The sequence below is a fragment of the Aeromonas sp. R4-3 genome, from assembly GCF_040908275.1.
Classification (GTDB): domain Bacteria; phylum Pseudomonadota; class Gammaproteobacteria; order Enterobacterales; family Aeromonadaceae; genus Aeromonas; species Aeromonas rivipollensis.
Genome location: NZ_JBFODK010000055.1, coordinates 103,748 through 126,401, shown reverse-complemented (window position 1 = coordinate 126,401; position 22,654 = coordinate 103,748). Strand labels below are relative to the sequence as shown.

The following is a 22,654-nucleotide window of genomic DNA, read 5'->3' as shown; positions in this document are numbered from 1 at the left end:
TTTTGCCGGCGGTTTGCTGCAGTTCGCGGCGCTGGCCCTGTTCAGGAGAAACCCGATGAAACTCTATTTTGTACTGGTGGCCCCCGCTCGCGCGGCGAACGTGGGGGCGGCCGCCCGCGCCATGAAAACCATGGGCTTCGATGCCATGCGACTGGTAGGGAGCCGGGTACACGAAGAGGAGGAGGCGAGCTGGGTCGCCCATGGCGCCCAGGAGATCCTGGCCGAGGCAGCAGCCTTCGACACCCTGGAAGAGGCCCTGGCCGACATGGATCTGGTGGTCGCCACCACGGCCCGCCAGCGCGGCCGCTATCAGCACTACCTCACCCCGGCCGAGATCCGCGATCAGATCCGCGCCAAGCCTTCCCTTGGGAAGGTGGCCATCGTCTTCGGCTGCGAGGAGTCGGGTCTCTCCAATGAACAGCTTGCCCAGGTGGATCTCATTAGCTACCTGCCCCTCAAGGTGAGTTATCCCTCTTTGAATCTGGGGCAGGCGATCATGCTGTATGCCTACGAGATGAGTCCGCTGCTGGACGAGCCCCAGGCGGTAGCAGAAAATTTTGATGGTGCCGGGCAGGTTCGCGTACTCAAATCAAAAACAGCAGAATTACTTGGTGAACTCGGAGTTTCTCAGGATGAAAAACTGCATCAATGGGTGATGGACCGAGTGCCCATGCTGCCGCAGCGGGATCTGAATATGCTGCATCTGCTCTGCAAAGACCTTGCGCGCCGATTTGGGCGTGAGTAGCAAAGAGGTTTAGGTTGACAGCCCAAGGTCCGGCAAGGTATTGCTAACAACCAGTTTCGTTCAAGAGTGTTCGTCATGCAGCTATTCACCAACATCACCACCACCACCATTATTACCGGTACCACCACAGGTGGCACTGGGGCCGGTTGATGCGCTGACGAACAAGCACAGAAATCTTAAAAGGCCCGTACCCACCCAGTACGGGCCTTTTTGTTGGATTGGTTTTTAGATTGAATTTCATAGATTTACAGGGAGAGAAAGCGATGAGAGTGTTGAAATTTGGCGGGTCGTCACTGGCCGACGCAGAGCGTTTCTTACGGGTCGCCGATATTGCGGTGAACACCCACGGCCAATCCCAGGTTGCCCTGGTGCTGTCGGCACCGGCCAAGGTGACCAACCACCTGGTCGCCCTGGTGGAGCAGACCAGTCGCGGCATGGATGCAAGCGCCACCCTGTTCGAGATCAACGGCATCTTCTCCCGCCTGCTGGCGGGCCTGAAGGCGGCCTACCCGGCGCTGGATGACAAGGCGCTGCAGGCTCGTCTCACCAATGAGCTGGATCAGGTCGAGCGCCTGATGCAGGGCATCCGCCTGCTGGGCCTCTGCCCGGACAACGTCCAGGCCCGCATCCTGAGCCGGGGGGAAAACCTCTCCATCGCCTTCATGCACGAGCTGCTGCGGGTCCGTGGCCTCGAGCTGGATCTCATAGTGCCGGAGCAGTTGCTGGTGACCGACGGCGGCTACCTCGAAGCCCATGTGGACATCGAGGCTTCCCGCCTGCGCTTTGCCGCCAAGGGGCTGCGCACCGATTGTCTCTACCTGATGCCGGGCTTCACCGGTGGCAGCGACAAGGGCGAAACAGTGCTGCTGGGCCGTAACGGCTCTGATTACTCCGCCGCCGTCTTGGCCGCCTGCGTGGACGCCGAGTGCTGCGAGATCTGGACAGACGTGGAAGGTTGCTACAACTGCGACCCGCGCCTGGTGCCGGATGCCTACCTGCTCAAAACCCTCTCCTATAAAGAGGCGATGGAGCTCTCCTATTTCGGCGCCAAGGTGCTGCACCCGAAAACCATAGCCCCCGTGGCCCAGTTCCACATTCCCTGCCTCATCAAGAACAGCTTCAACCCCCAGGGGCCTGGTACCCTGATCGGGGTCGATCAGGGGGATGATGACCTGAAAGTGAAGGCCATCTCGGATCTCTCCGGCATGTGCATGTTCAACGTCTCCGGCCCCGGCATGAAGGGCATGGTGGGCATGGCCGGTCGCATCTTCTCCGCCGTCTCCCGCGCCGGGGTCAGCATAGTGCTGATCACCCAGTCATCCTCCGAGTACAGCGTCAGCTTCTGTATCCACAGCTATGACAGCGACAAGACCCGCAAGGTGCTGGAGCGCGAGTTCGAGCTGGAGTTCAAGAACCAGCTGCTGGATCCGCTGGAGATCATGAGCGATCTCGCCATCATCTCCCTCATCGGGGATGGCATGCGCACCAGCAAGGGGATGGCGGCGCGCTTCTTCACCTCCCTGGCCCAGGCCTCCATCAACATAGTCGCCATCGCCCAGGGCTCGAGCGAGCGCTCCATCTCTGCCGTGGTGCGGGATCGCAAGGTGGCGGAAGCCATCAAGGCGTGCCACCAGAACTTCTTCGGCAGCCAGCAGTTCATCGATCTCTTCGTGGTCGGTGTGGGCGGCGTCGGCGCGGCCCTGGTGGATCAGATTGCCCGCCAGCAGCCGGTGCTCGCCGAGCAGGGCACCGGCCTGCGGGTGGTCGGCATCGCCAACAGCCGCCAAATGGCGGTCAACAAGGATGGGCTGAGCCTCGCCAACTGGCGTGAACAGCTGGTGGAAGCCCGTGACAGCTTCAGCCTGGAAGCGGTGAAGAAGCTGGTGGAAGAGAGCCACCTCATCAACCCGGTGATCGTCGATTGCACCTCGAGCGAGGCCGTCGCCGTACAGTATGCGGACTTCCTGGCCGCCGGTTTCCACGTGGTCACCCCGAACAAGAAGGCCAACACAGGGTCGCTGGATTACTACAAGGCGCTGCGCCGCACCGCCCGCCAGACCCGCCGCAAGTTCCTCTATGAGACCAACGTGGGCGCGGGCCTGCCGGTCATCGAGAACCTGCAGAACCTCATCAAGGCCGGTGACAAGCTGCGTGCCTTCGACGGCGTCCTGTCCGGGTCGCTCTCCTTTATCTTCGGCAAACTGGACGAGGGGATGGCTTTCTCCGAGGCGACCAAGATTGCCCGTGGCAACGGCTTCACCGAGCCGGATCCCCGTGACGATCTCAACGGCATGGACGTGGCGCGCAAGCTGCTGATACTGGCCCGCGAGGCCGGCATGGCGCTGGAGCTTTCCGATGTGGAAGTGGAGCAGGCGCTGCCACCTGGCTTCGATGTGAGCGGCGATGTGGAGTCCTTTATGGCTCGTCTGCCCGAGGCCGATGGCTGGTTCCGCGATCAGTTCGCCCTGGCTCAGAGCGAGGGCAAGGTGCTGCGCTACGTGGGCTCCATCGAAGGAGGCAAGTGCAAGGTCGCCATCAAGGCGGTCGGTGCCGACGAGCCCCTGTTCAAGGTGAAAGACGGGGAGAACGCGCTCGCCTTCTTCTCCACCTATTACCAGCCCATCCCCCTGGTGCTGCGTGGCTATGGCGCAGGGACCGAAGTGACTGCCGCCGGTGTCTTCGCCGACGTGCTGCGCACCCAGAACTGGAAGCAGGAGCTGTAACATGAGTTCAGCGATGAACCCCGATTTTGAACAAGATGCCATGGTGCAGGGCGGCAGCGTGGTCGCCTATGCCCCGGCCTCCAGCGCCAACCTGAGCGTGGGATTCGATGTCCTGGGGGCGGCGCTCGCCCCCGTGGATGGCTCCCTGCTGGGGGATCGCGTCCAGGTAAAGGCTGCCGATGTGGCGTTTGCCCTCTCCTCCGTGGGCCGCTATGCCCACAAGCTGCCCGATGATCCCAAGAAGAACATCCTCTATGACTGCTGGCTTGCCTATGGGGATGCCCTGGAGAAGCGCGGCCTGGCCCTCAAGCCGCTGGCGATGGTGTTGGAGAAAAACCTGCCGGTGGGCTCGGGCCTGGGCTCCAGCGCCTGCAGCGTGGTGGCGGCACTGGAAGGGCTCAACGCCTTCCACGGCGCCCCCCTCAATGAACACGACATGCTGCTGCTGATGGGGGAGATGGAAGGCAAGATTTCCGGCTCGGTCCACTACGACAACGTGGCTCCCTGTTATCTGGGGGGTATGCAGCTGGTGCTCGAAGAGCACGGCGTCATCAGCCAGGGCATTCCGGTGTTCGAGCAGTGGTACTGGGTGGTCTGCTACCCGGGCACCGTGGTCTCCACCGCCGCCGCCCGCGCCATACTGCCCGCCCAGTATCGCCGCCAGGACTGCCTCACCTATGGCCGTCGACTGGCCGCCTTCGTGCACGCCAGTTACACAGGGCAGGAGGGATTGGCGGCGAGCGTGCTCAAAGACGTGATTGCCGAACCCTACCGCGCGGCGCTTATCGAAGGCTTCAACGAGGTGCGGGCCCAGGCGGCTCAGAACGGGGCCCTGGCCACCGGCATCTCGGGCTCAGGCCCCAGCGTCTTCGTGGTGATGAAGGATCTGGCCCAGGCCGAGCGCATGAAGGATTGGATGGATGCACATTTCGTGCAAAACGAAGATGGATTTGCCCGGGTCTGCAAACTGGACATGGCCGGGGCACGGGTAACAGGAAGCGAGCTATGAATCTTTACAATATCAAGGACAAGAGTGAACAGGTGAGCTTCGCCCAGGCGGTGCGTCAGGGTCTGGGCCGAGAGCAGGGGCTCTTCTTCCCCGAGGTGATTGCGCCCCTGGCCGATGTGGATGCCCTGCTGGACTTGCCGCTGGCCGAGCGCTCCGCTCGCATCATCAGCCACCTGCTGGGGGACGAAGTGCCTGCGGCCAAGGTGAGCGAGCTTATCGACGCCGCCTTCACCTTCCCGGCGCCCCTGGTGAAGCTGAAAGACGGCACCTATGCCCTCGAGCTGTTCCACGGCCCGACCCTGGCGTTCAAGGATTTCGGTGGCCGCTTCATGGCCCAGTGTTTGGCCGCGTTTAGGACCAACGACAAGATCACCATCTTGACCGCCACCTCCGGCGACACCGGCGCCGCCGTGGCCCACGCCTTCTATGGCCTGGAGGGGATTGAGGTGGTCATTCTCTATCCCAAGGGCAAGATAAGCCCCCTGCAGGAGGCGCTCTTCTGCACCCTCGGCGGCAACATCCGCACCATCGCCATCGACGGCGACTTCGATGCCTGCCAGGCGCTGGTCAAAGATGCCTTCGACGACGAGGCGTTGAAACAGGCGATTGGCCTCAACTCCGCCAATTCCATCAACATCAGCCGATTGCTCGCGCAAGTTTGCTACTACTTCGAGGCGCTGGCCCAGTTGCCGCAATCCGAGCGCCATAAGGCGGTCATCAGCGTGCCGTCCGGCAACTTCGGTAACCTGACCGCAGGCTTGATTGCCAAGGCGCTGGGGCTGCCGGTGAAGCGCTTTATCGCCGCCACCAACGCCAACGACACTGTGCCTCGCTACCTGAAAACCGGCAGCTGGGAGCCGCACCAGACGGTCGCGACCCTGTCCAACGCCATGGATGTGAGCCGCCCCAACAACTGGCCGCGAGTGGAAGAGTTGTGCCGCCGTGAAGGCTGGGCGCTGGAGACCTTGGGCTCTGGCATGCGCAGCGATGCCGAGACTCGCGATGCGCTCAAACGCCTGCACCAGCTCGATTACCTGTGCGAGCCCCACGGCGCCATCGCCTGGGATCTGCTGAACGAGCAGCTTAGGCAAGACGAGGTAGGGGTCTTCCTCTGCACAGCCCATCCGGCCAAGTTCAAGGAGTCGGTGGACGAGATCCTGGGGCTGGACGTGCCGCTGCCGGGGCCCCTTGCCAAACACGCAGTCCTGCCGCTGCTGTCCCACAACCTGCCCGCCGACTTTGGCCGCCTCAAGGCCTTCCTGCTCGGTTAAGTACCCATGAAAAATGAAAATCCCCCGCCTTTTTGCAAAGAGCGGGGGATTTTTTATTTCCGGCATAGGGGCGGGAAACCTCGCCCTGGATGATCCCCCTGAAACAAAGGAGCACGGTATGAGCCAGCATCCCCTTCGCGCATTAATCGAGACCTGTGACGCCGCCATCTCCCGGCGCGACTTCGACGCCCTGATGGCCTTCTACGCCGAGGACGCCGCCCTGGTGGTCAAACCCGGCATGGTGGCGCGCGGCATTCCCGCCATTCGCCGCGCCTTCACCGCCATCTCCGATTACTTTGACGGCCAGCTTGAGGTGACCCAGGGGGCCATGGAGGTCATAGAGGGGGCCGATAACGCCCTGGTGATCATGGAGACCCGGCTGCGTTATCCCGACGGGCATGGTAGCTGGCTCGACGAGAACCGCCGCGCCACCTATGTGTTTCGTAAAGAAGCGGATGGGCAGTGGCGCTGTACCATAGATAACTCCTATGGCACTGCGCTGTTGGTGGCAGTCCCATAACCCCTGCGGCTCAACGTCGCCACAGCTGGCTGGATCCTTGGTCCGCTCGCGCCCATAGCTAGCCCTTGGATCGGGGCTCCGGCTCGCTCTCCAGGTTAGTCGCCGTGGCGCACGGGTTGATCTTGTTGGGGCATTTGGTTACCGTTACCGCTCTTCTGATCCCAAGAGTACTTCCTCCGATGCGCATTTAACCTGTCCGCACCCCGCTTTTGATTCCTCTCCCGCCTGGGAGATCGGGTGCGTCTTACCGTGACAGGTTGATGCTGATTCCTCTGCTGTTTTCCCATTCGTGGACACGCGTCCCTGTCATTTGGCTTGGCTCTTGGCCTGCGGCTCTCGCACTGGCCCACAGGAGTTCAGATGACCCATATCGCATGTCATATCAACGCCTTGCAGCTGCCCTTCGGCGCCTGCACTGTGCCCCTTACCTTCACTTTGCCCACTGCGGGCTGCACCCTGATCGGCCCTAACGGGATCGGCAAGAGCCTGCTGCTCGAATTGCTGGCGGGCCAGCGCCGCCCCGCTGCGGGCAAGATCGAGTGGCTGACCCCCATCAGCTGGTTGTCCCAGTTTGCACCCCCTCAAGATCATGACGGCGCAGCCAGCGTGGCCGACGTTATCGGCTGGGGCGAGCCGCTGCGGGCCCTTGAGCGCATTGAGCAGGGGAGCTGCGCCCTAGACGATTTTGAGTTGCTGAGTGATCGCTGGAACCTGCGCAGCGATCTTGCCGACCTGCTGGCAGAGGCGGGCCTCAGACTCGATGTCCATGCCTCGGTCAGTGCCCTGAGCGGTGGCCAGCTCACCCGCTTGCGCCTGCTGGCACTGTTTGCCAGGCCAGATCACTTCCTGCTGCTCGATGAGCCGGACAACCACCTGGATGCCAGTGGCATCGAGTGGCTGAGCCAGCGATTGGCCAGCCACAGTGGTGGCTATCTGCTGGTGAGTCACGACCGGCGCCTGCTCAATCAGACCAGACAGATTCTGGAGCTGAGCGAGCAGGGGCTGCAGAGCTCCCACCTGTCGTTTGAGGCATTTTTGGCGCAGCAGGCCGAACTGCAGGCTGCTCGCAGTGCCCGGCTGGCGCAGGCGGAGCGCAGTGAAAAGGCGGCGGCGCGCAGCTTGCAAAAGGTGCGTGAGCAGGCGGCCAAGCGGGCCAGTCAGGGGCGGCGAGAGCGCGGCTCCCAGGCCAGGATCCTGCTCGATTTCAAAGCGGATCAGGCGGGCAAATCCCTTGGCAAGGTGCTGGATCGCCACGAGCGGGGCCACAGTGCGCAGATGGAGGCTCGCGCCGAAGCCGCGGCCGCGCTGGCGGCGGTGCAGCCGCTGATCATGCAGTGGCCGGCGGGAAGCGAGTGCAAGGGGGCGGCCCAGCCGCTGGTGATCACGGCTGCGTGCCACAGGCGTTGGCACGATCAGCAGGTAGACCTGGTGTTGCAACGGGGCGAACGCTGTTTGCTGGCCGGTCGCAACGGCAGCGGCAAGTCGAGCCTGCTGCAGATGCTGCGCGGGGAGCTGGTACCTGATGCGGGCAGCTTTCGCATCAATGGCCGGCTGGCCTGCCTTGATCAGGGGCTCAGCCTGATTGTGCGAGACCTCAGCCCGCTGGCCAACCTGCTGGCGGTTGCACCGACACTTTCCGAGAGCGACGCAAGAACCCGACTGGCGGGCATAGCGCTGCGCGGTGATCGCGCCCTGATGCCCTGCCATGGTCTGAGCGGTGGCGAGCGGCTAAAGTTGGGTCTGCTGATGGTGCTGGCGCAACTGCCCGACCTGCTGCTGCTGGACGAACCGGACAACCACCTGGATCACCCTTCGCGCCAGTTGCTTATTCAGGTGTTGGCCGACTACCCGGGCACCCTGCTGCTAGTCTCCCACGATCCCGACTTTGTGGCCGGGGTGGGGATTGGGCGGGAGTTTTGGTTGGAGGAGGGGAGCTAAGTTGTGAGCCAGCCGAGTAATGGCTGGCTCAGAAAGGTGGATGTCCCAGATTGTATGTCGAGTAAGGCCACGCAGATTTGGGATCCGGTCGTGGCGAACGGCGGTCTGCTATCTCGGTCGTTGGTAGCTGTCGGGTAAAGGTGTCGGCTACTTTGTCGTGGGTTGCCCTCTGGGGCGCCGTCGACTAGCCAAATGGCCGCCAATAAAAATCCCCCTTGATGGGGGATTTTTATTGCTCGGGTTGGGCGCCAGCGTGACCGACTTGTTGGACCCTGGGCGCTACCCGTTTGCCCATTACAGATCCATCAGGCCCCGGTTTCGGGCGGGGTATGCTCGGGGGCGCCGCTCAGCAGATCCTGCCCCTGGTCCTGACTGAGCACCAGATAGCGTTCGTACTGGCGCAAGACGTCGGCGCTCAGCTCGTCCCGGGTCAGGTACTGGATGTCGTAACCGGCGCGGCCGTCGGCGAAGAAGGTGATGGGCTCGAAGATGCGGGCCTCGGGGTCGTGGTTGTGGGTCGCCTCCAGAGGGTTGAAGGCGGGGGCGGGGCGGGCCTCGATACGCACCCCGTAGCAGAAGTCCCGCCGTCCCTCCTGAGGCACCAGCAGGTGACACTGATCCGCATCCTGCTCGACCCGGCTGGTGAGCCCGCGGGCCTCGAACTCCCGGCACAGGGCGGTCAGGGCGGGCAGGGCTGTCTCCCTCAGGAAGCGGCGGGCGTCCGCCTCGGTGGAGGGGCTCAGCAGGTGATCCATGCGGGTACGCCACTGCTTGCCGTTCCAGAAGTCGGTGGCGGGGGAGAGGCGCCTGGCCGAGTGCTCCTTGTCCGCGATGAGGCCGCGCACCAGACCGAGGCAGAGCAACACCATGATGAAGGCGAACGGCAGGGCGGCGATGAGTGTCATGGATTGCAGCGCCGCCAGCCCCCCCGTGCTCATCAGGGTGCCCGCGGTGACACCGAGCAACAGTGCCCAGAACAGGCGCTGCCAGATGGGGGAGCCCTCCTTGCCCTGGGTGGCGATGTTGTCGATGACGAAGGCCCCCGAGTCGGCGGAGGTGACGAAGAAGACGCTGATGAGGATCACCGCCAGCGCCGAGGTGATGTCGGCCCCCGGCAGCAGATCGAAGAAATTGAACAGCAGGGTGTCTATGTTGCCGACCGAGTCGATCAGGGTCTGGCCCCCCGCCTGCTGGCTGGCCCAGATGGCCGCGTTGCCGAACACCGTCATCCACAACAGGTTGAAGGCGGTGGGCACGAACAGCACCCCCAGGATGAACTCGCGCAGGGTGCGGCCGCGGGAGATGCGGGCGATGAAGAGGCCGACGAAGGGGGACCAGGAGATCCACCAGGCCCAGTAGAGCAGGGTCCAGTTGCCAAACCAGCCCGCCTGGCGGGTCTCGCTGTAGGTGAAGGTGCGGAAGGTAAGCTGGCTCAAGGAGGAGACATAGTTGCCTATGTTCTCTGACAGGGCCCCCAGCAGGTACTGGGTGGGGCCGGCCACCAGCACGAACAGCAACAGGACTATGGCGAGAAACAGGTTCAGCTCGGAGAGGCGCTTGACCCCCTTGTCGAGCCCGGTGACCGCCGACAGACCGGCCAGGGCGATGACGACCCCGATGAGGCCAAAGCGGAACAGCTCCCCCGAGGTGTCCATCCCGGTGAGCCGGGTGATCCCCGCCGACAGTTGCAAGACCCCGTAACCGAGCGTGGTGGCGATGCCGAAGATGGTGCCCACCAGGGCGAAGACGTCCACCGCGTGGCCGAGTGGCCCGTGGATCTTCTCCTTGAAGATGGGGTAGAGGCCTGAGCGTATGGTCAGCGGCAGGTTGTAGCGAAAGCCGAAGTAGGCCAACACCAGGCCGACGATGGCGTAGATGGCCCAGGCGTGAAAGCCCCAGTGGAAGAAGGTGGTGACCATGGCCTCGCGGGCGGCCACCGGGGTCAGGGGCGTCGCCTGGGGCGGGGAGACGAAGTGGGTCATGGGCTCGCCGACCCCGAAATACATGAGCCCTATCCCCATGCCGGCGGCAAACAACATGGCGAGCCAGGAGGTGAAGCTGAACTCGGGCCTGGCGTCGTCCGGCCCGAGCCGGATGTTGCCGTAGCTGCTGAAGGCCAGCACTAGCAGCAGGATCAGGAACATGCCGACCACCAGCACATAGAACCAGCTGAAGTGCTCGGCGATCCAGCTCTGGCCGCTGCCGAAGAAGCGGGCGGCCGCCTCCGGCGCCAGGGAGCAGACGGCCAGTAGCCCCAGGATGAAGAGCAGGCCGGGAATGAAGATGGGGAGCGACAGTGTGCATCTGGGAGGGCGAGGAGCGTTCATGGGGCACCTTTGGGTAGAGGGACTCAAGACACTATAGGGCCATTGTTCGCAAAAGAGACTAAAAGAGCGGGCATTCTGGTCAGTCCCCCCCAGGTGCGCCCGTTCCCGTCTCTGGCGGAACACAGGGGGGCAGCTTGGTTGTCTTCAAACGGGGCGACTATAGTGCAACCTGAAAGGAGAGGGGCGCTGAGCCTTGTCCCTTTGTCGCCAGAACCACAATCAAATCAACAACGAGGGTTTGCCAGATGAAATTCATTGCCATCCTGATGACGGTATTTTTGTTCGGTATGGGGACTGCCCACAGCGCGGCGCAGCAGGAGTGCGAGGCGCAGGCTGCGGCCAAAAAGCTGGCGGGGGCCGCCAAGACCAGCTTTGTGGGCAAGTGCGTCAAGGATGCCTCGGCCAACGGCAAGGCAGCCCAGTGTGAACAAGCTGCCGCCGACAAGAAGCTGGCGGGGGCGGCCAAGAACAGCTTTATCCAGAAGTGCGTGAAGACGGATGCCGCCGCCGACAAGGCGGCTCAGTGCGAGAAGGCAGCCGCCGACAAGAAGCTTGCCGGGGCGGCCAAGAACAGCTTCGTGCAAAAGTGCGTCAAGACCACCTGAGCCCTGGGGCCAGGGGTGAGCGAGCGCCTTGGGAAGGGGCTCGCCTAAGGGATAGAGAGGGGCCATGGGCCCCTCTCTTGTTGTGATGCCGGTGTGATGCCCAAGCAAGATGGACGTTATCCCGGCGCCCTCGGCAAGGGCGGCGCAAGGCCCCCTTGGTGAGGAGTGGTCGCGCCGACCTTCTTTTTTTGATTAAATTTATATCCCTTAAAAAACAATTGCTTGCTGGTTTTTTTCAGGTTTTTTCAATTTTGGGGAAATCTTTTCTCCCCTGGGCCGGTTCTATTGGACGTAACCGGATGACATCCGCCGGAGACACCACTCTAGACAACAAGGAATATGGATATGAACGTGAAAAAGAGTACTGCCATCGCCTCTGCCATGACGGGTCTGCTGGCCCTGGGTGCCCAGTTCATCGCCGCGCCAGTCATGGCGGCGGACGACAAGGAGAAGTGCTACGGCGTGGTCAAGGCGGGCAAGAACGATTGCGCCACCAAGGGCGGCTCCTGCGCCGGTACCGCCAAGATGGATGCCCAGGGCGATGCCTTCGTGGTGATGCCCAAGGGCCTGTGCGAGAAACTGGCGGGCGGGTCGCTGCAACCCAAGTAAGCCCAGTGCCATGGTGTGGCGCCCGCCACATCATGGCCCCTTCTTTTGAGAGAGCCCTGCCATGAACCCCTTGATCGGTATAGGTTTACGCCCCCCCCACTACGACGAGATCCGCCAGACCCTGCCCGGGGTCGGCTGGCTCGAGGTGCACAGCGAAAACTACTTCGAGCGCCACACCAAAGGCTTTGAGGTGCTGGCCGAACTCGCCGGGCATTACCCCGTCAGCCTGCACGGGGTCGGCATGTCGCTGGGTTCCGCCGACTCGCTTGACCCTGCGCACCTGCGCCAGTTGGCGGCCCTGGTGGCGACCATAGCGCCGGTGCGGGTCTCCGAGCACCTGAGCTGGGGCAGCATAGGCGGGCGCTATTTCAACGATCTGCTGCCCATGCCCTACACCCGTGAGGCCCTCTCGCACATGAGCGACAAGGTTGACAGGGTGCAGCAGGCTCTGGGCCGGCAACTGCTCATCGAAAATCCCTCTTCCTATCTGCAACTGCCCGGGGAGATGGGGGAGGCGGCGTTTCTGGCCGAGCTGGCGCGGCGCAGCGGCTGCGGCATCCTGCTCGATCTCAACAACCTCCATGTCAGCAGTGTCAATCACGGCTTGGATTGTGCCGACTACCTGGCCGCCATCGACCTCGAGACGGTCGGGGAGATCCACCTGGCCGGTTTTACCGACAAGGTGCTGCCCCAGGGGCTCCTCTATATCGACACCCACAGCACCCCGGTGGCGCCCCCAGTGTGGGCGCTCTATCGGCAGCTGTGCCAGCAGCGCGCCATCCCCACCCTGATCGAGTGGGATCTGGAGATACCCCCGCTGCCTGTGCTGTTGGGGGAGGCGCAACTTGCCAGCGAGATCCTGAGCGCGGCGCAGCGAACATCCGAGGAGCCCGCCCATGTCTGAGCTTGCTTCCCTTCAGAGCGCCTTTGCCAGCGGTCTGCTCGGCCAGGATGACGTCATCCTCGGACACATCCAGCCTGGGCGCTTTGCCCCCGACGCCGTGCAGCAGATCTATCGCAACAACGTCATCCTCGGCCTCACCGAGGTGCTCGCCAGCAGCTATCCCGCCGTCGCGGCCATGGTGGGGGAGGAATTCTTCGCCGCTGCGGCCCGGGGATTCGTGCTGGCCGAGCCCCTTGAGGAGGGGAGCGTCATGCATTATGGGGCGGGCTTTGGCGACTGGCTCACCCGCCTGCCGACCACCCAGGCCCTGCCCTGGCTCGGGGAGCTGGCCCGCTTCGAGTGGCTGCTGGAGCGCGCCTCCCTGCTGGCGCCCGAGGCAAGGCGCTGGCCTGCCGAGCGGCTCGCCGCCCTTGCCCCGAGCCAGTGGGATCGGCTGGTGCTGCATCCCGCCTGCGATCTGCTGCTCCTCGAGAGCCAGCATCCTGTGCTGGCGCTCTGGCAGATGGCCCTGCACGGCGGGGAGACGGTCAGCGAGCTGGATGCCCCCTGCTGGCTGGCCCTTAAAAAACGCCCCGGCCACAGGGTCGAGCCCGTTCCTCTGGAGGCAACCCCCTGGCGCCTGCTGCAAGGCTGCCAGCAGGGCAGGCCGCTGGCCAGCCTGCTGGCACAGGATCCGGCCATGGCCGAGCACCTGGCCCCCCTCATCACCCTCGATCTGCTGGTCGATCTGGAGCTTGCCCCATGACAACACAGACTCTCTCCAAGCCGCTTGGCCACTTTGCCGAACGCATCCTGCCCTGGTGCAGCGGCGCCCTGCTGCTGCTGGCCAGACTCTGGGTCGCCGCCGTCTTCCTGCGATCCGGCTGGCTCAAGTTCACGGCCTGGGATTCCACCCTCTACCTGTTCGAGTTCGAGTACCAGGTGCCCCTGCTGCCCTGGCAGTGGGCGGCCTACGCGGGCACCGCGACCGAGCTGCTGCTGCCGCTTTTCCTGCTGGCGGGCCTCTTCACCCGCCCGGTCGCCTTGCTGCTGTTTGGCTTCAACGCCATGGCGGTCATCTCCTATCCCACCCTGTGGGCGGGGGGCTTTCACGATCACCAGCTGTGGGGCTGGATGTTGCTGACCCTGGCGGTGTGGGGCGCAGGCCCCCTGTCATGGGATCACTGGCGCCTTGCCAGGGGACGCAGCGGCCATTAACGTGGCTGCCAGATGAAGGGGCCTGTGGGCCCCTTCTTGTCATGCCACCCGAGGAGAAAGAGATGATGGTTCGCGAGGCCCTGGCCGCCGATATTCCCGCCCTGGTGCGTCTTCGCATGGCGCTGTTTGGTGAACTGGGGGAGATCGATGACCCGCAGGCGAGCGATGCGCTGTGGCAGGCGACCCAATCCTATTTCAGCGCGGCACAGGCGGATGGCAGCGCCCGCTCCTGGCTGGTGGAGGTCGAGGGGGAGGCGGTGGCGTGCGGCACCCTGGCCCTCTTCGTGCGCCCACCCTATCCGGGCAACCTGGCGGGGCGCGAGGCCTATCTGCTCAACATGTATACCTTGCCGGCCTGGCGCAAGCGGGGCATGGCGAGCGCCCTGCTCGACGCCATGGCGGCCCATGCCCGGGAACAGCGACTGGGCAAGCTGTGGCTGCACGCCAGCGAGCAGGGGCGTCCGCTCTACGAGCGACTCGGTTTTGTCTCCAATCCGGCCTGCCTGGAGTGGTGTCCCGCCCCCTGAACTAGCCGCAGTGATCCTCGGCAGATTCTTTTACGTACTGGCAGCCCTTGGCGGCCTAGTCGCTTTTCTATACACTGCGCGCCCCCATGACCCAAGGTCATCTGACCACTCATATTGGGACTTGCGGGGCCGATACAGTCAGTGGGGGGAGGCTGTGGTGCCGATCCGGATCGTCAACGAGGTAGGAGTGTCATGTTCAATCACAAACTCAAGGCGCAGTTGCAGGCCTGTCAGGCCCGGCTCGATGAAGAGCAGGGCTTCGCCCAGGGGATCAAGGGCGGTGCCGCGACCATCATCTTCAGTCCGGACGGGGAGATCCTGGAGGTCAGCGACCCCTTCCTGAGCCTGATGGGATATGGCGCTGGCGAGCTGCTTGGGCGTCACCACAGCCTACTCTGCCCTAAGGGCTGGACCGGCTCCACCGACTATCAGCAGTTCTGGAGCCGCCTGCGGCAGGGTCAGCCCCAGTCTGGCATCTTCGAGCGGGTCAACCAGAAGGGCGAGACCCGCTGGCTGGAGGCGAGCTATTTCCCGGTGAAGACCCAGGGCAGGGTGACCCGGGTGGTGAAGCTGGCCAGCGACGTGACGGCCAGGCATCAGCGGCTGCAACACCTAGAGGCGCTCTCCCAGGCGCTGGACCGCTCCCGGGCCATGATAGAGTTCACCCCGAGCGGCGAGATCATCAGCGCCAACGCTAACTTCCTCGATGCCATGGGCTATCGTCTGAACGAGATTGCGGGCAAACATCACAGGATCTTCTGTGACGAGGCCTTCCTGCGCGAGCAGCCCAAATTCTGGGAGGAGCTGGCCCGTGGCCAGTTCAAGTCCGGCCTCTTCATGCGCCACAACAGCCGGGGGGAGGCCGTCTGGCTGGAGGCCAGCTACAACCCTATTCGCGATCAGAGCGGCAAGGTGGTGAAGGTCGTCAAGTTCGCCAGCGACATCACGGCCCGCATCGAGCAGAACCACGCCACCCGGGAAGCGGCCCGCCTCGCCCACTGCACGGCGCAGGAGACCTTGAGCAGCGCCGAGGCCGGTGCCGAGCGGCTGCGCGCCGTGGTCGATACCTCTTCCCTGATCGCCGCCCAGGTGGATCAGGCCATCGCCCTCATCGGTCAGCTCAACGAGCAGTCCAGGAGCATAGAGGCCATCGTCTCCACCATCAGCGCCATCGCCGATCAGACCAACCTGCTGGCCCTCAATGCGGCCATAGAGGCGGCGCGGGCGGGGGAGCAGGGACGGGGCTTTGCCGTGGTGGCCGACGAGGTACGCCAGCTGGCGGCCCGCACCTCTCTTTCCACCGCCGAGATAGCCAAGGTGGTGCAGAAGAACCGCGAGCTGACCGCCAGGGTGACTGACGACATGGCCGGGGTGGCGGGCAGCGCCGAACTCGGCAAGCAGCAGATAGCCGAGGTGGACAAGCTGATGAGCGACATCCACCAGGAGGCGAGCCGGGTCTCGCAGACGGTCTCGGCACTCTCCATCTGACCTCCCTGCTCTGGCGACACCCTCTGACGAGATCGCCAAAAGAGTGAGCGAACGAGCCCCCAAGCTGAACCCTGGCTGTATGACCCCGGCCTTGTGAATTGTGGCGATTCGCCGCCTTGTTTAGGCTGCCGCCTCATTTTTCATTGAGCGGGTAGAAAACAATGGCAGTACGACACAAAGGCAGGGCCCTGGCCCTGCTGCTGGGGACGGTAGCGAGCATGGGGCTCAGCGGTTGCATGGGGCAGATGGGCCTCTCCTCCATGGTGACCAAAGGCAACCTCAGCGTGGTGGACAATCGCTACGGCCGTGCCGGTGTCTTCGTGCTGCTCTCCCCCGTCTATGGCCTGGCGGCGACGGCGGATCTGTTCGTGTTCAACACCATCGAATTCTGGTCGGGCAAGAACCCCATCACCGGCAAGTCGCCGGCCCTGGTGGATCACAAGGCCGATGCGGTGATCAAGGTCAACCAGCATCTGGATCCGGCCCTCAACAAGGTGCCGCTCGCCATGCTGCCACAAGGGGTGCGCGAGGTGAAGGTGAGCTACCCGGACGAGCGCACGGCCCAGATGGAGATCCACTACATCGACGGTCATCGCGACATGATGCGCGGGGAGATGCGCGGCGAGCTGCTGGACATCTATCTGGATGACAAGCTGGTCTCGACCCTGACCCGCAAGCAGCTGGACGAGAGGGCAAACGCAGGCAAGGTGGCGGTTTAACCTCTTCAGAAAGCTGATCTTTTTTTCTCTGAAAAGGGTATAAACAAGCGGCTGGCAAGATCGCCATTATGTCTAAGGGAGTAGGCTATGACGGTGACCGGATTGCGGTTGGCTGAATTGATTGGTTCCCTCAGCCATGCCCTGGACATGACTGAGGGTCAACCACGGGGGCACTGCATCCGCTGTTGCTGGATAGGTGCCCGTCTGGGGGAGCGGCTGGGACTGGATGCCCGGCAGCGCCATGACCTCTATTACACCCTTCTGCTTAAAGATCTGGGGTGCAGCAGCAATGCCGCCCGCATCTGCGAGCTCTATCTCACCGACGATCTTCACTTCAAGCGCGACTTCAAGCTGGTGGATGGCTCCCTCTCCGAGGTGGTCAACTTCGTGCTGGGTCACACCGGCTTGCAGGCGGATCTGCTCGGTCGTTTTCGCAGCCTGTTCCACATCTTTCGCAACGGCGATCAGATAGCCAACGAGCTGATCCAGACCCGCTGTCACCGGGGGGCGGACATAGCTCGCCAGCTGCGCTTCGGTGACGAGGTGGCCAACGGCATCCTCTCCCTCGATGAACACTGGAATGGCAAGGGGCGACCGCTGCAACTGGCGGGGGAGGCTATCCCCCTCTTCTCCCGCATTGCCCTGCTCTGTCAGGTGGTGGATGTGTTTCACGCCGCCGCAGGCCCGGATGCGGCGCTGAGGGAGCTGCGCGAGCGCAGCGGCAGCTGGTTTGATCCCGCCCTGGTCGGCGAGTTTGAAGCGCTGGCGGACGAGGATTTCTGGCAAGGGCTGGTGGACCCCAGGCTGACCGAGTGGGTCTTCGACCACCCGGCCGGGCAGGGGGAGGTGGCGCTCGATGAAGATTATCTGGACGAGATAGCCGCGGCCTTCGGTCAGGTGGTGGACTCCAAGAGCCCCTATACCGCGGGCCACAGCGGCAGGGTGGCGCTCTATACCGACATTCTTGCCGCCCAGATGGGGCTGCCTGAATCGAGACGGCGCTGGCTCAAGCGGGGTGCCCTGCTCCACGATGTGGGCAAGCTTGGGGTGAGCAACGCCATCCTCGACAAGCCGGGCAAGCTAGATGCGCAGGAGTGGGCCGCGGTGCAGATGCATGCCGCCTATACCGAGGAGATCCTGGGTCGCATAGGGGCGTTCAGGGAGCTGGCCCAGGTGGCCGGGGCCCATCATGAACGGCTCGATGGCAAGGGCTATCCGAGGGGGCTCAGCGGCGCAGAGATTGCTCTGGAGACACGCATCATCACCACCGCCGACATCTTCGACGCCATCACCGCCAAGCGCCCCTATCGCGACGCCATCCCCGTGCCCCAGGCGCTGGAGATGATGGCCGAGCATCTGGGCAGCGCCATCGATCCCGACTGTTTCGCCGCCCTTCAGGCGGGGATCCGGGACTTCTCCCTCTACCTCAGCCCCGAGCAGCTCTTGGCGCAGGCCGGTTAAGGCCGACGGCGTCGTCTTGGCCCGGGTGGCCGGAGACCAAAGACAGGAACGCCCCGCATTGCGGGGCGTTTTGTTAGCTCGGCTTGTTGCCCTGGCTGCGGGGCGGGTTCATCACCAGCCCCAGCAGGCGGTGGAGGTGGGCTATCTGCTCGGTGAGCTGCAGGTTGAGCCAGAGGTAGCCGCTGATGGTGGCCTCGTCATCGGCCCCCGGGCGCACCTCGGCCTGCACCTCTGCGGCGGCCGCCTGCAATCTGGCTATGGCCTGCTCGGCGGCGCTGCTGTCACCGCTCTTGAGCATGAGGGCGAGCTGGATGATCACCGCCTCGGTGGCCTGCTGGCAGGCGCGCAGCCCGGGGTGGCTCTGCATCAGGAAGTGGCTCTGGCGATCGCGCCAGTAGGTGTTGGCCAGCATCTCCAGGGTGCAGAAGGTGTTGCGCATCGTGGTCTGGACGGCCTCGAACAGGGTGCTGTTGAGGCGGGTCTCCTTGACGGCGGGTGCCAGCAGGGGGCGCAGGCTGACTATCTTGGTGAGCAGGCGGGCGTGGCTTTGGGCCAGCCTGGGGCGCTCAAGGATATTGGGGGAGAGGTGGGTGTGATAGAGACGCCCGGCCTGCTGCAGGCTGTCGTGCATCTGCAGCCGCCAGTGGGTGTAGGCCCGCTGGGGGTAGATGCTGCAAAACAGCAGGGCCAGCATGGAACCCAGGATGACGTCGCCGCTGCGCCAGAGCGCCGTCTCTATGTCCCCCGGCACCCCGCCGACTATGACCCCCAGGGTGATGCCGATGAGCAGCCCCACATAGGGGCGCTTGCCGAGCGCCAGGTAGCCGCACAGGAACATGATGGCGCAGCACCAGACCAGCATCAGCGGCAGGGAGTAGAGCTCCAGATAGAGGGCCACCACACCGCAGGCGGCGCCGAAGATGGTGCCGACCACCCGTTGCAGCGCCCGGGAGAGCACGTTGCCCCAGAACGAGATGGGGCCCATCACCACCACTAGCGTGATGAGGGGCCAGGTGCTCTCCGGCAGCTTGAGCTCCCGGGTCAGCAGGAAGGTGAGGGTGAAGGCCAGGGCGATGCGCAGGCCGTGGACCAGGCGGTAGCGACCATAGATCAGCAGATCGAAGCGGGAGAGCGGCGTGTTCAGGCGCAAGGGAGTCGTCTCATGTCAGGTTGATCTTCTCGTGTTGCCGTGCCGGCTGACGCTCGCCATCAGGGCAAGAGGCGGATCCGGACCCGCTCACCTGGGATGATGGCCGATCGGGCGGGGCATTCGATCACGCAGTTGGCCAAGGGCAGGGCAGAGGGCATGAAAGCACTTGCCGGGCGCACCTGCAAGCAGCCGCTGGCATCCTGGCTGAGGTGGCCGGGCAGGCAAGCCTCCCCCGCCGGATTGGCAATGGCCTCCAGGGCCAGGGCGAGCAGGCGCAGCGGCGGCGACAAAGTGGGCTGATTGCTTGCATCCCGGGGCAGCCGGGCGCAGATGAAGTCGGCGATGGCATCCAGGGCCTCGAAACGAAACTGGGGCAGGGTGGTGGCCTCGGGCTCATCGCTGATGAGCGCCACTATGTCCGGGTCGCCTGGGAACAGCAGGGGCCTCCCGAGGGCGCGGCGATGGAGCTCTATCTTGGGAAAATGGTGATGCTTGAACCCCTCGACCAGCAGCAGATCGAGCCGCTCCCAGTCGAAGCGGGCCAGCAGTGCCTCCAGGGAGGGCTCTTGCTCCGGGGTCTCGCAGATCAGGGCGTGGCGCAGGGAGGAGGCCGCCATCACCTGGCGGGCACCGGCCTGGCGCAGGCGATGGCTGTCCTTGCCCGGCTTGTCCATGTCGAAGTGGTGATGGGTATGCTTGAGCACCCCGAGCCGCAGGCCGCGCTGGCCGAGCAGGGGGATGAGGCGCTCCAGCAAGGTGGTCTTGCCGGTGCCGCTCCAGGCGACGAAGCCAAGCAGGGGCCCTGGGGCGCTCATGGTCGCAGGCCCCCCGCCAGCGGCTCGGGATGTGACAGGCTGGCCTCGTAGGCGGCGAGCTCGGCCGGGCTGTTGAGATTGACGAAGGCATCAGGCGCATCGGCAAAGGGCACCACCGTCATCCGGTGGCGGGCAAACCAGGCCCCGGTCTTGCGCTCTCCCTCTGCCAGGGCCAGTTGCAATGAGGGCAGCAGGGCGCGATGGAGCAGGGCGACCACGGGTTGCAGGTGCTGGCCGTCGTGGGCCACCACCAGCTCGCTCTGCGGCGTCATGGCGGCGCGAAAGCGTGCCATCAGATCCCGTGGCAGGGCGGGGCCGTCACAGGGCACGAACAGCACCCAGTCGTGGCGGGCGGCGGCAAGGCCAGCCTGCATGCCCGCCAGCGGCCCCTGAAAGTCGGCCTGCGCATCGCCGATGACGGGGGCCAGCGCCCGGTAGCGCTCCTCGCTGCGGTTGGCGTTGATCAGCACCTCGTCCACCTGGGGGCGAAGGCGCTCGAGCACGTGGACTATCAGGGGCTTGCCCGCCAGGGGCACCCAGCCCTTGTCGTCGCCCCCCATGCGGGTGGCACGGCCGCCGGCCAGGATCACGGCGGAGACGGGGAAGGGGAGGTCGCTGCGGCTCATGGGGCTCCAGGGGTCTGTGAGGTGATATGCCGCCTGTTCAGCGTCTGCTCTAGCAAGGGCGCTGGCGGCATCGAATGTCTGCCGATCTTGCGCCAAGCGCCCCGCCGGGGCAAGCCCGGCGGCCATGAGCCCGGCAGGAGAGGGGGCTTTGGCCGCAGGGTATGCCCAAGCTCACAAAACCGAATCCCCAAACGTCATATGATCCCCTGTAATCTGAGTCTTGCTCTCCTGCCTAATGGCAACATCATGTAAATCAAAGAGAATGACTATGGCTACCGGACAATATCTGCTGTGGAAAGACGCACAGGGAGAGGACTTTCGCCCCGTTGCACTGACAGGCACCGATCTGCTCAACGATCGCAATCTCAACAAGGGCACCGCCTTCACCGAACAGGAGCGGGCCGACTTCGAGCTCGACGGCCTCTTGCCGCCCCAGGTGCAGACCTTCGAGGCCCAGCTGGAGCGGGTCTATCAGGGCTTCCTGAGTGCCTGCAGCGACATCGAGAAGTACCAGAACCTGAGGGCCCTGCAGGATCGCAACGAGACCCTGTTCTACGCCCTGCTGTCGCGCCACGTGGAGGAGATGACCCCCTACATCTATACCCCGACCGTGGGCAAGGCCTGTCAGGAGTTCAGCCACCGCTTCCAGAAGCCGCGCGGCCTCTACATCACCCCGAAGAACGTCGATGACATGGGCTCCCTCGCCCGCCACATGGACGCCAAGGCGGTGCGCATCATAGTGGTCACCGACAGCCAGGGGATCCTCGGCATCGGCGATCAGGGGGTGGGGGGCATGGGCATCCCCATCGGCAAGCTCTCCCTCTATACCCTGGGAGCCGGGATCCATCCCGCCTGCTGTCTGCCCATAGCGCTGGACGTGGGCACCGACAACCAGGCGCTGCTGGATGACCCCATGTACCTGGGTCAGCCCCACAAACGCATCCGCGGCAAGGAGTACGACGACTTCATCGACAAGTTCGTGGCCGGGGTCAAGCGCCACTTCCCCAACGCCGTCTTGCAGTGGGAGGACTTCAGCAAGTCCAACGCCTTCAACAACCTCTCCCGCTACCAGCAGACGCTGCCGTCCTTCAACGATGACATCCAGGGCACAGGGGCCGTGGTGCTGGCGGGCATCATAGGGGCGGTCAAGTCCAAGGGCGAGACCCTGGGCCAGCAGCACTACCTGGTCTATGGGGCCGGGGCCGGCGGGGTCGGGGTGGCGGATCAGATCTGCGCCGGGATGATCCGCGAGGGGCTGGACCCGCAGGCGGCCCGGGATCGCATCTACATCCTGGATACCCAGGGGCTGGTGTGCGACAACCGCGAGGGGCTGGATGAATACAAGCGCCGCTACGCCAAGCCGGGCCTGCTGCTGGCCCAGTGGGATCTGCAGGGCAAGGCGGGGCTGACCGAGGTGCTGCGCCACGTGCCCATCAGCGTGCTGCTCGGCACCAGCGGCGCCGGTGGCGCCTTCCAGGAGGAGCATATCCAGCTGATGCTGGCCCACTGCGAGCGCCCCATGGTGTTCCCCCTCTCCAACCCCACCGCCAACTGCGAGGCGCTGCCAGAGGACATCTTCCGCTGGAGCCAGGGCCGTGCCATCGTCGCCACCGGCAGCCCGTTCAAGGACGTGCACCATGAGGGCCAGACGTTCAGAATCGGGCAGGGCAACAACGTCTTCATCTTCCCGGGGGTGGGGCTGGCCGCCATCGTCAGCCAGATCCGCGAGATAAGCCCGGAGATCTTCACCACAGCCGCCTTCGCGCTGGCGGAGTGCGTGGATGAGGCGGATCTGGCCCGGGGCACCGTCTACCCGCGGATCAGCGAGCTGCGCAGCATCTCGGTGCACGTGGCGACAGCGGTGCTCAAGGACATAGTGCGCCGCGATCCCTCCCACCCGCTGATTGGCCAGGATCTGCAGCAGCACATCCTGAGCCACATGTGGGAGCCCGTCTATCTGCCCTACCGCAGGGTCTGAGGAGAGCGCCGGGCCTGATGGCCGCGCGGATAAAATGAAAGA

The 22,654-nt window shown here is 64.2% G+C and carries 19 protein-coding genes and 1 pseudogene; 16 read left to right on the top strand and 4 right to left on the bottom strand.

The window, feature by feature from the left end; all coding sequences use genetic code 11:
* The first annotated feature begins 55 nt into the window (after nt 1-55).
* From AB5Y91_RS17110 to AB5Y91_RS17085, 6 genes are all read left to right on the top strand, one after another.
* Nucleotides 56-745, top strand: coding sequence for a tRNA/rRNA methyltransferase (locus AB5Y91_RS17110; RefSeq protein ID WP_368170353.1), 690 nt, complete (start codon nt 56-58; stop codon nt 743-745).
* A gap of 263 nt (nt 746-1,008) precedes the next feature.
* On the top strand, nt 1,009-3,468 hold the full coding sequence (gene thrA / locus AB5Y91_RS17105; RefSeq protein ID WP_368170352.1) for a bifunctional aspartate kinase/homoserine dehydrogenase I: 2,460 nt from the start codon (nt 1,009-1,011) through the stop codon (nt 3,466-3,468).
* Between the two features lie 40 nt (nt 3,469-3,508).
* A complete protein-coding gene (thrB, locus tag AB5Y91_RS17100) occupies nt 3,509-4,477 on the top strand; it encodes a homoserine kinase (protein ID WP_368170432.1) in 969 nt (322 codons plus the stop codon).
* Complete coding sequence (gene thrC / locus AB5Y91_RS17095; protein WP_368170351.1) at nt 4,474-5,748, top strand: threonine synthase; 1,275 nt, start codon at nt 4,474-4,476, stop codon at nt 5,746-5,748. The genes thrB and thrC overlap by 4 nt, the downstream gene beginning before the upstream one ends.
* 118 nt (nt 5,749-5,866) lie before the next feature.
* Nucleotides 5,867-6,268, top strand: a complete 402-nt coding sequence (locus tag AB5Y91_RS17090) for an SgcJ/EcaC family oxidoreductase (protein ID WP_368170350.1) — start codon at nt 5,867-5,869, stop codon at nt 6,266-6,268.
* A gap of 360 nt (nt 6,269-6,628) precedes the next feature.
* The gene (locus AB5Y91_RS17085) at nt 6,629-8,206 is read left to right on the top strand and encodes an ATP-binding cassette domain-containing protein (protein ID WP_368170349.1); all 1,578 of its coding nucleotides are present in this window, start codon (nt 6,629-6,631) and stop codon (nt 8,204-8,206) included.
* Nucleotides 8,207-8,511: 305 nt separating this feature from the next.
* Here AB5Y91_RS17085 and AB5Y91_RS17080 read toward each other — a convergent pair whose 3' ends face one another.
* On the bottom strand, nt 8,512-10,533 hold the full coding sequence (locus AB5Y91_RS17080; RefSeq protein WP_303805901.1) for a BCCT family transporter: 2,022 nt from the start codon (nt 10,531-10,533) through the stop codon (nt 8,512-8,514).
* A 245-nt stretch (nt 10,534-10,778) separates the two neighbouring features.
* Between AB5Y91_RS17080 and AB5Y91_RS17075 the strand changes: the two genes are divergently transcribed.
* From AB5Y91_RS17075 to AB5Y91_RS17035, 9 genes are all read left to right on the top strand, one after another.
* On the top strand, nt 10,779-11,138 hold the full coding sequence (locus AB5Y91_RS17075) for a hypothetical protein (protein WP_368170348.1): 360 nt from the start codon (nt 10,779-10,781) through the stop codon (nt 11,136-11,138).
* Between the two features lie 345 nt (nt 11,139-11,483).
* Complete coding sequence (locus tag AB5Y91_RS17070) at nt 11,484-11,747, top strand: DUF2282 domain-containing protein (RefSeq protein ID WP_025327732.1); 264 nt, start codon at nt 11,484-11,486, stop codon at nt 11,745-11,747.
* Between the two features lie 61 nt (nt 11,748-11,808).
* Nucleotides 11,809-12,651, top strand: coding sequence for a DUF692 domain-containing protein (locus AB5Y91_RS17065; protein ID WP_368170347.1), 843 nt, complete (start codon nt 11,809-11,811; stop codon nt 12,649-12,651).
* Nucleotides 12,644-13,396 (top strand): putative DNA-binding domain-containing protein, encoded by a 753-nt coding sequence (locus tag AB5Y91_RS17060; RefSeq protein WP_368170346.1) that lies wholly within the window; start codon nt 12,644-12,646, stop codon nt 13,394-13,396. The genes AB5Y91_RS17065 and AB5Y91_RS17060 overlap by 8 nt, the downstream gene beginning before the upstream one ends.
* Nucleotides 13,393-13,848, top strand: a complete 456-nt coding sequence (locus AB5Y91_RS17055; protein ID WP_368170345.1) for a DoxX family protein — start codon at nt 13,393-13,395, stop codon at nt 13,846-13,848. Before AB5Y91_RS17060 ends, AB5Y91_RS17055 begins: the two co-directional genes overlap by 4 nt.
* Nucleotides 13,849-13,910: 62 nt before the next feature.
* Nucleotides 13,911-14,375 (top strand): GNAT family N-acetyltransferase, encoded by a 465-nt coding sequence (locus tag AB5Y91_RS17050; protein ID WP_368170344.1) that lies wholly within the window; start codon nt 13,911-13,913, stop codon nt 14,373-14,375.
* A 192-nt stretch (nt 14,376-14,567) separates the two neighbouring features.
* Nucleotides 14,568-15,863, top strand: a complete 1,296-nt coding sequence (locus tag AB5Y91_RS17045) for a methyl-accepting chemotaxis protein (protein WP_368170343.1) — start codon at nt 14,568-14,570, stop codon at nt 15,861-15,863.
* Nucleotides 15,864-16,024: 161 nt separating this feature from the next.
* Nucleotides 16,025-16,582, top strand: a complete 558-nt coding sequence (locus tag AB5Y91_RS17040; protein ID WP_368170342.1) for a DUF3332 domain-containing protein — start codon at nt 16,025-16,027, stop codon at nt 16,580-16,582.
* 87 nt (nt 16,583-16,669) lie between these two features.
* On the top strand, nt 16,670-18,043 hold the full coding sequence (locus AB5Y91_RS17035; RefSeq protein ID WP_368170341.1) for an HD-GYP domain-containing protein: 1,374 nt from the start codon (nt 16,670-16,672) through the stop codon (nt 18,041-18,043).
* A gap of 73 nt (nt 18,044-18,116) precedes the next feature.
* Here the strand turns inward: AB5Y91_RS17035 and AB5Y91_RS17030 are convergent, their stop codons facing one another.
* The 3 genes and pseudogenes from AB5Y91_RS17030 to mobA form a co-directional block, all read right to left on the bottom strand.
* Nucleotides 18,117-19,193: an FUSC family protein gene (locus AB5Y91_RS17030; protein ID WP_368170340.1), complete on the bottom strand. Its 1,077-nt coding sequence runs from the start codon at nt 19,191-19,193 to the stop codon at nt 18,117-18,119.
* Nucleotides 19,194-19,350: 157 nt separating this feature from the next.
* Nucleotides 19,351-20,008: pseudogene (gene mobB / locus AB5Y91_RS17025) on the bottom strand (molybdopterin-guanine dinucleotide biosynthesis protein B); the annotation flags it as partial.
* Nucleotides 20,005-20,634: a molybdenum cofactor guanylyltransferase MobA gene (gene mobA, locus AB5Y91_RS17020; RefSeq protein ID WP_368170339.1), complete on the bottom strand. Its 630-nt coding sequence runs from the start codon at nt 20,632-20,634 to the stop codon at nt 20,005-20,007. The pseudogene mobB and the gene mobA, both read right to left, overlap by 4 nt.
* Before the next feature lie 268 nt (nt 20,635-20,902).
* Between mobA and AB5Y91_RS17015 the strand changes: the two genes are divergently transcribed.
* Nucleotides 20,903-22,612 (top strand): NAD-dependent malic enzyme, encoded by a 1,710-nt coding sequence (locus AB5Y91_RS17015; protein WP_368170338.1) that lies wholly within the window; start codon nt 20,903-20,905, stop codon nt 22,610-22,612.
* Nucleotides 22,613-22,654 lie beyond the last annotated feature (42 nt).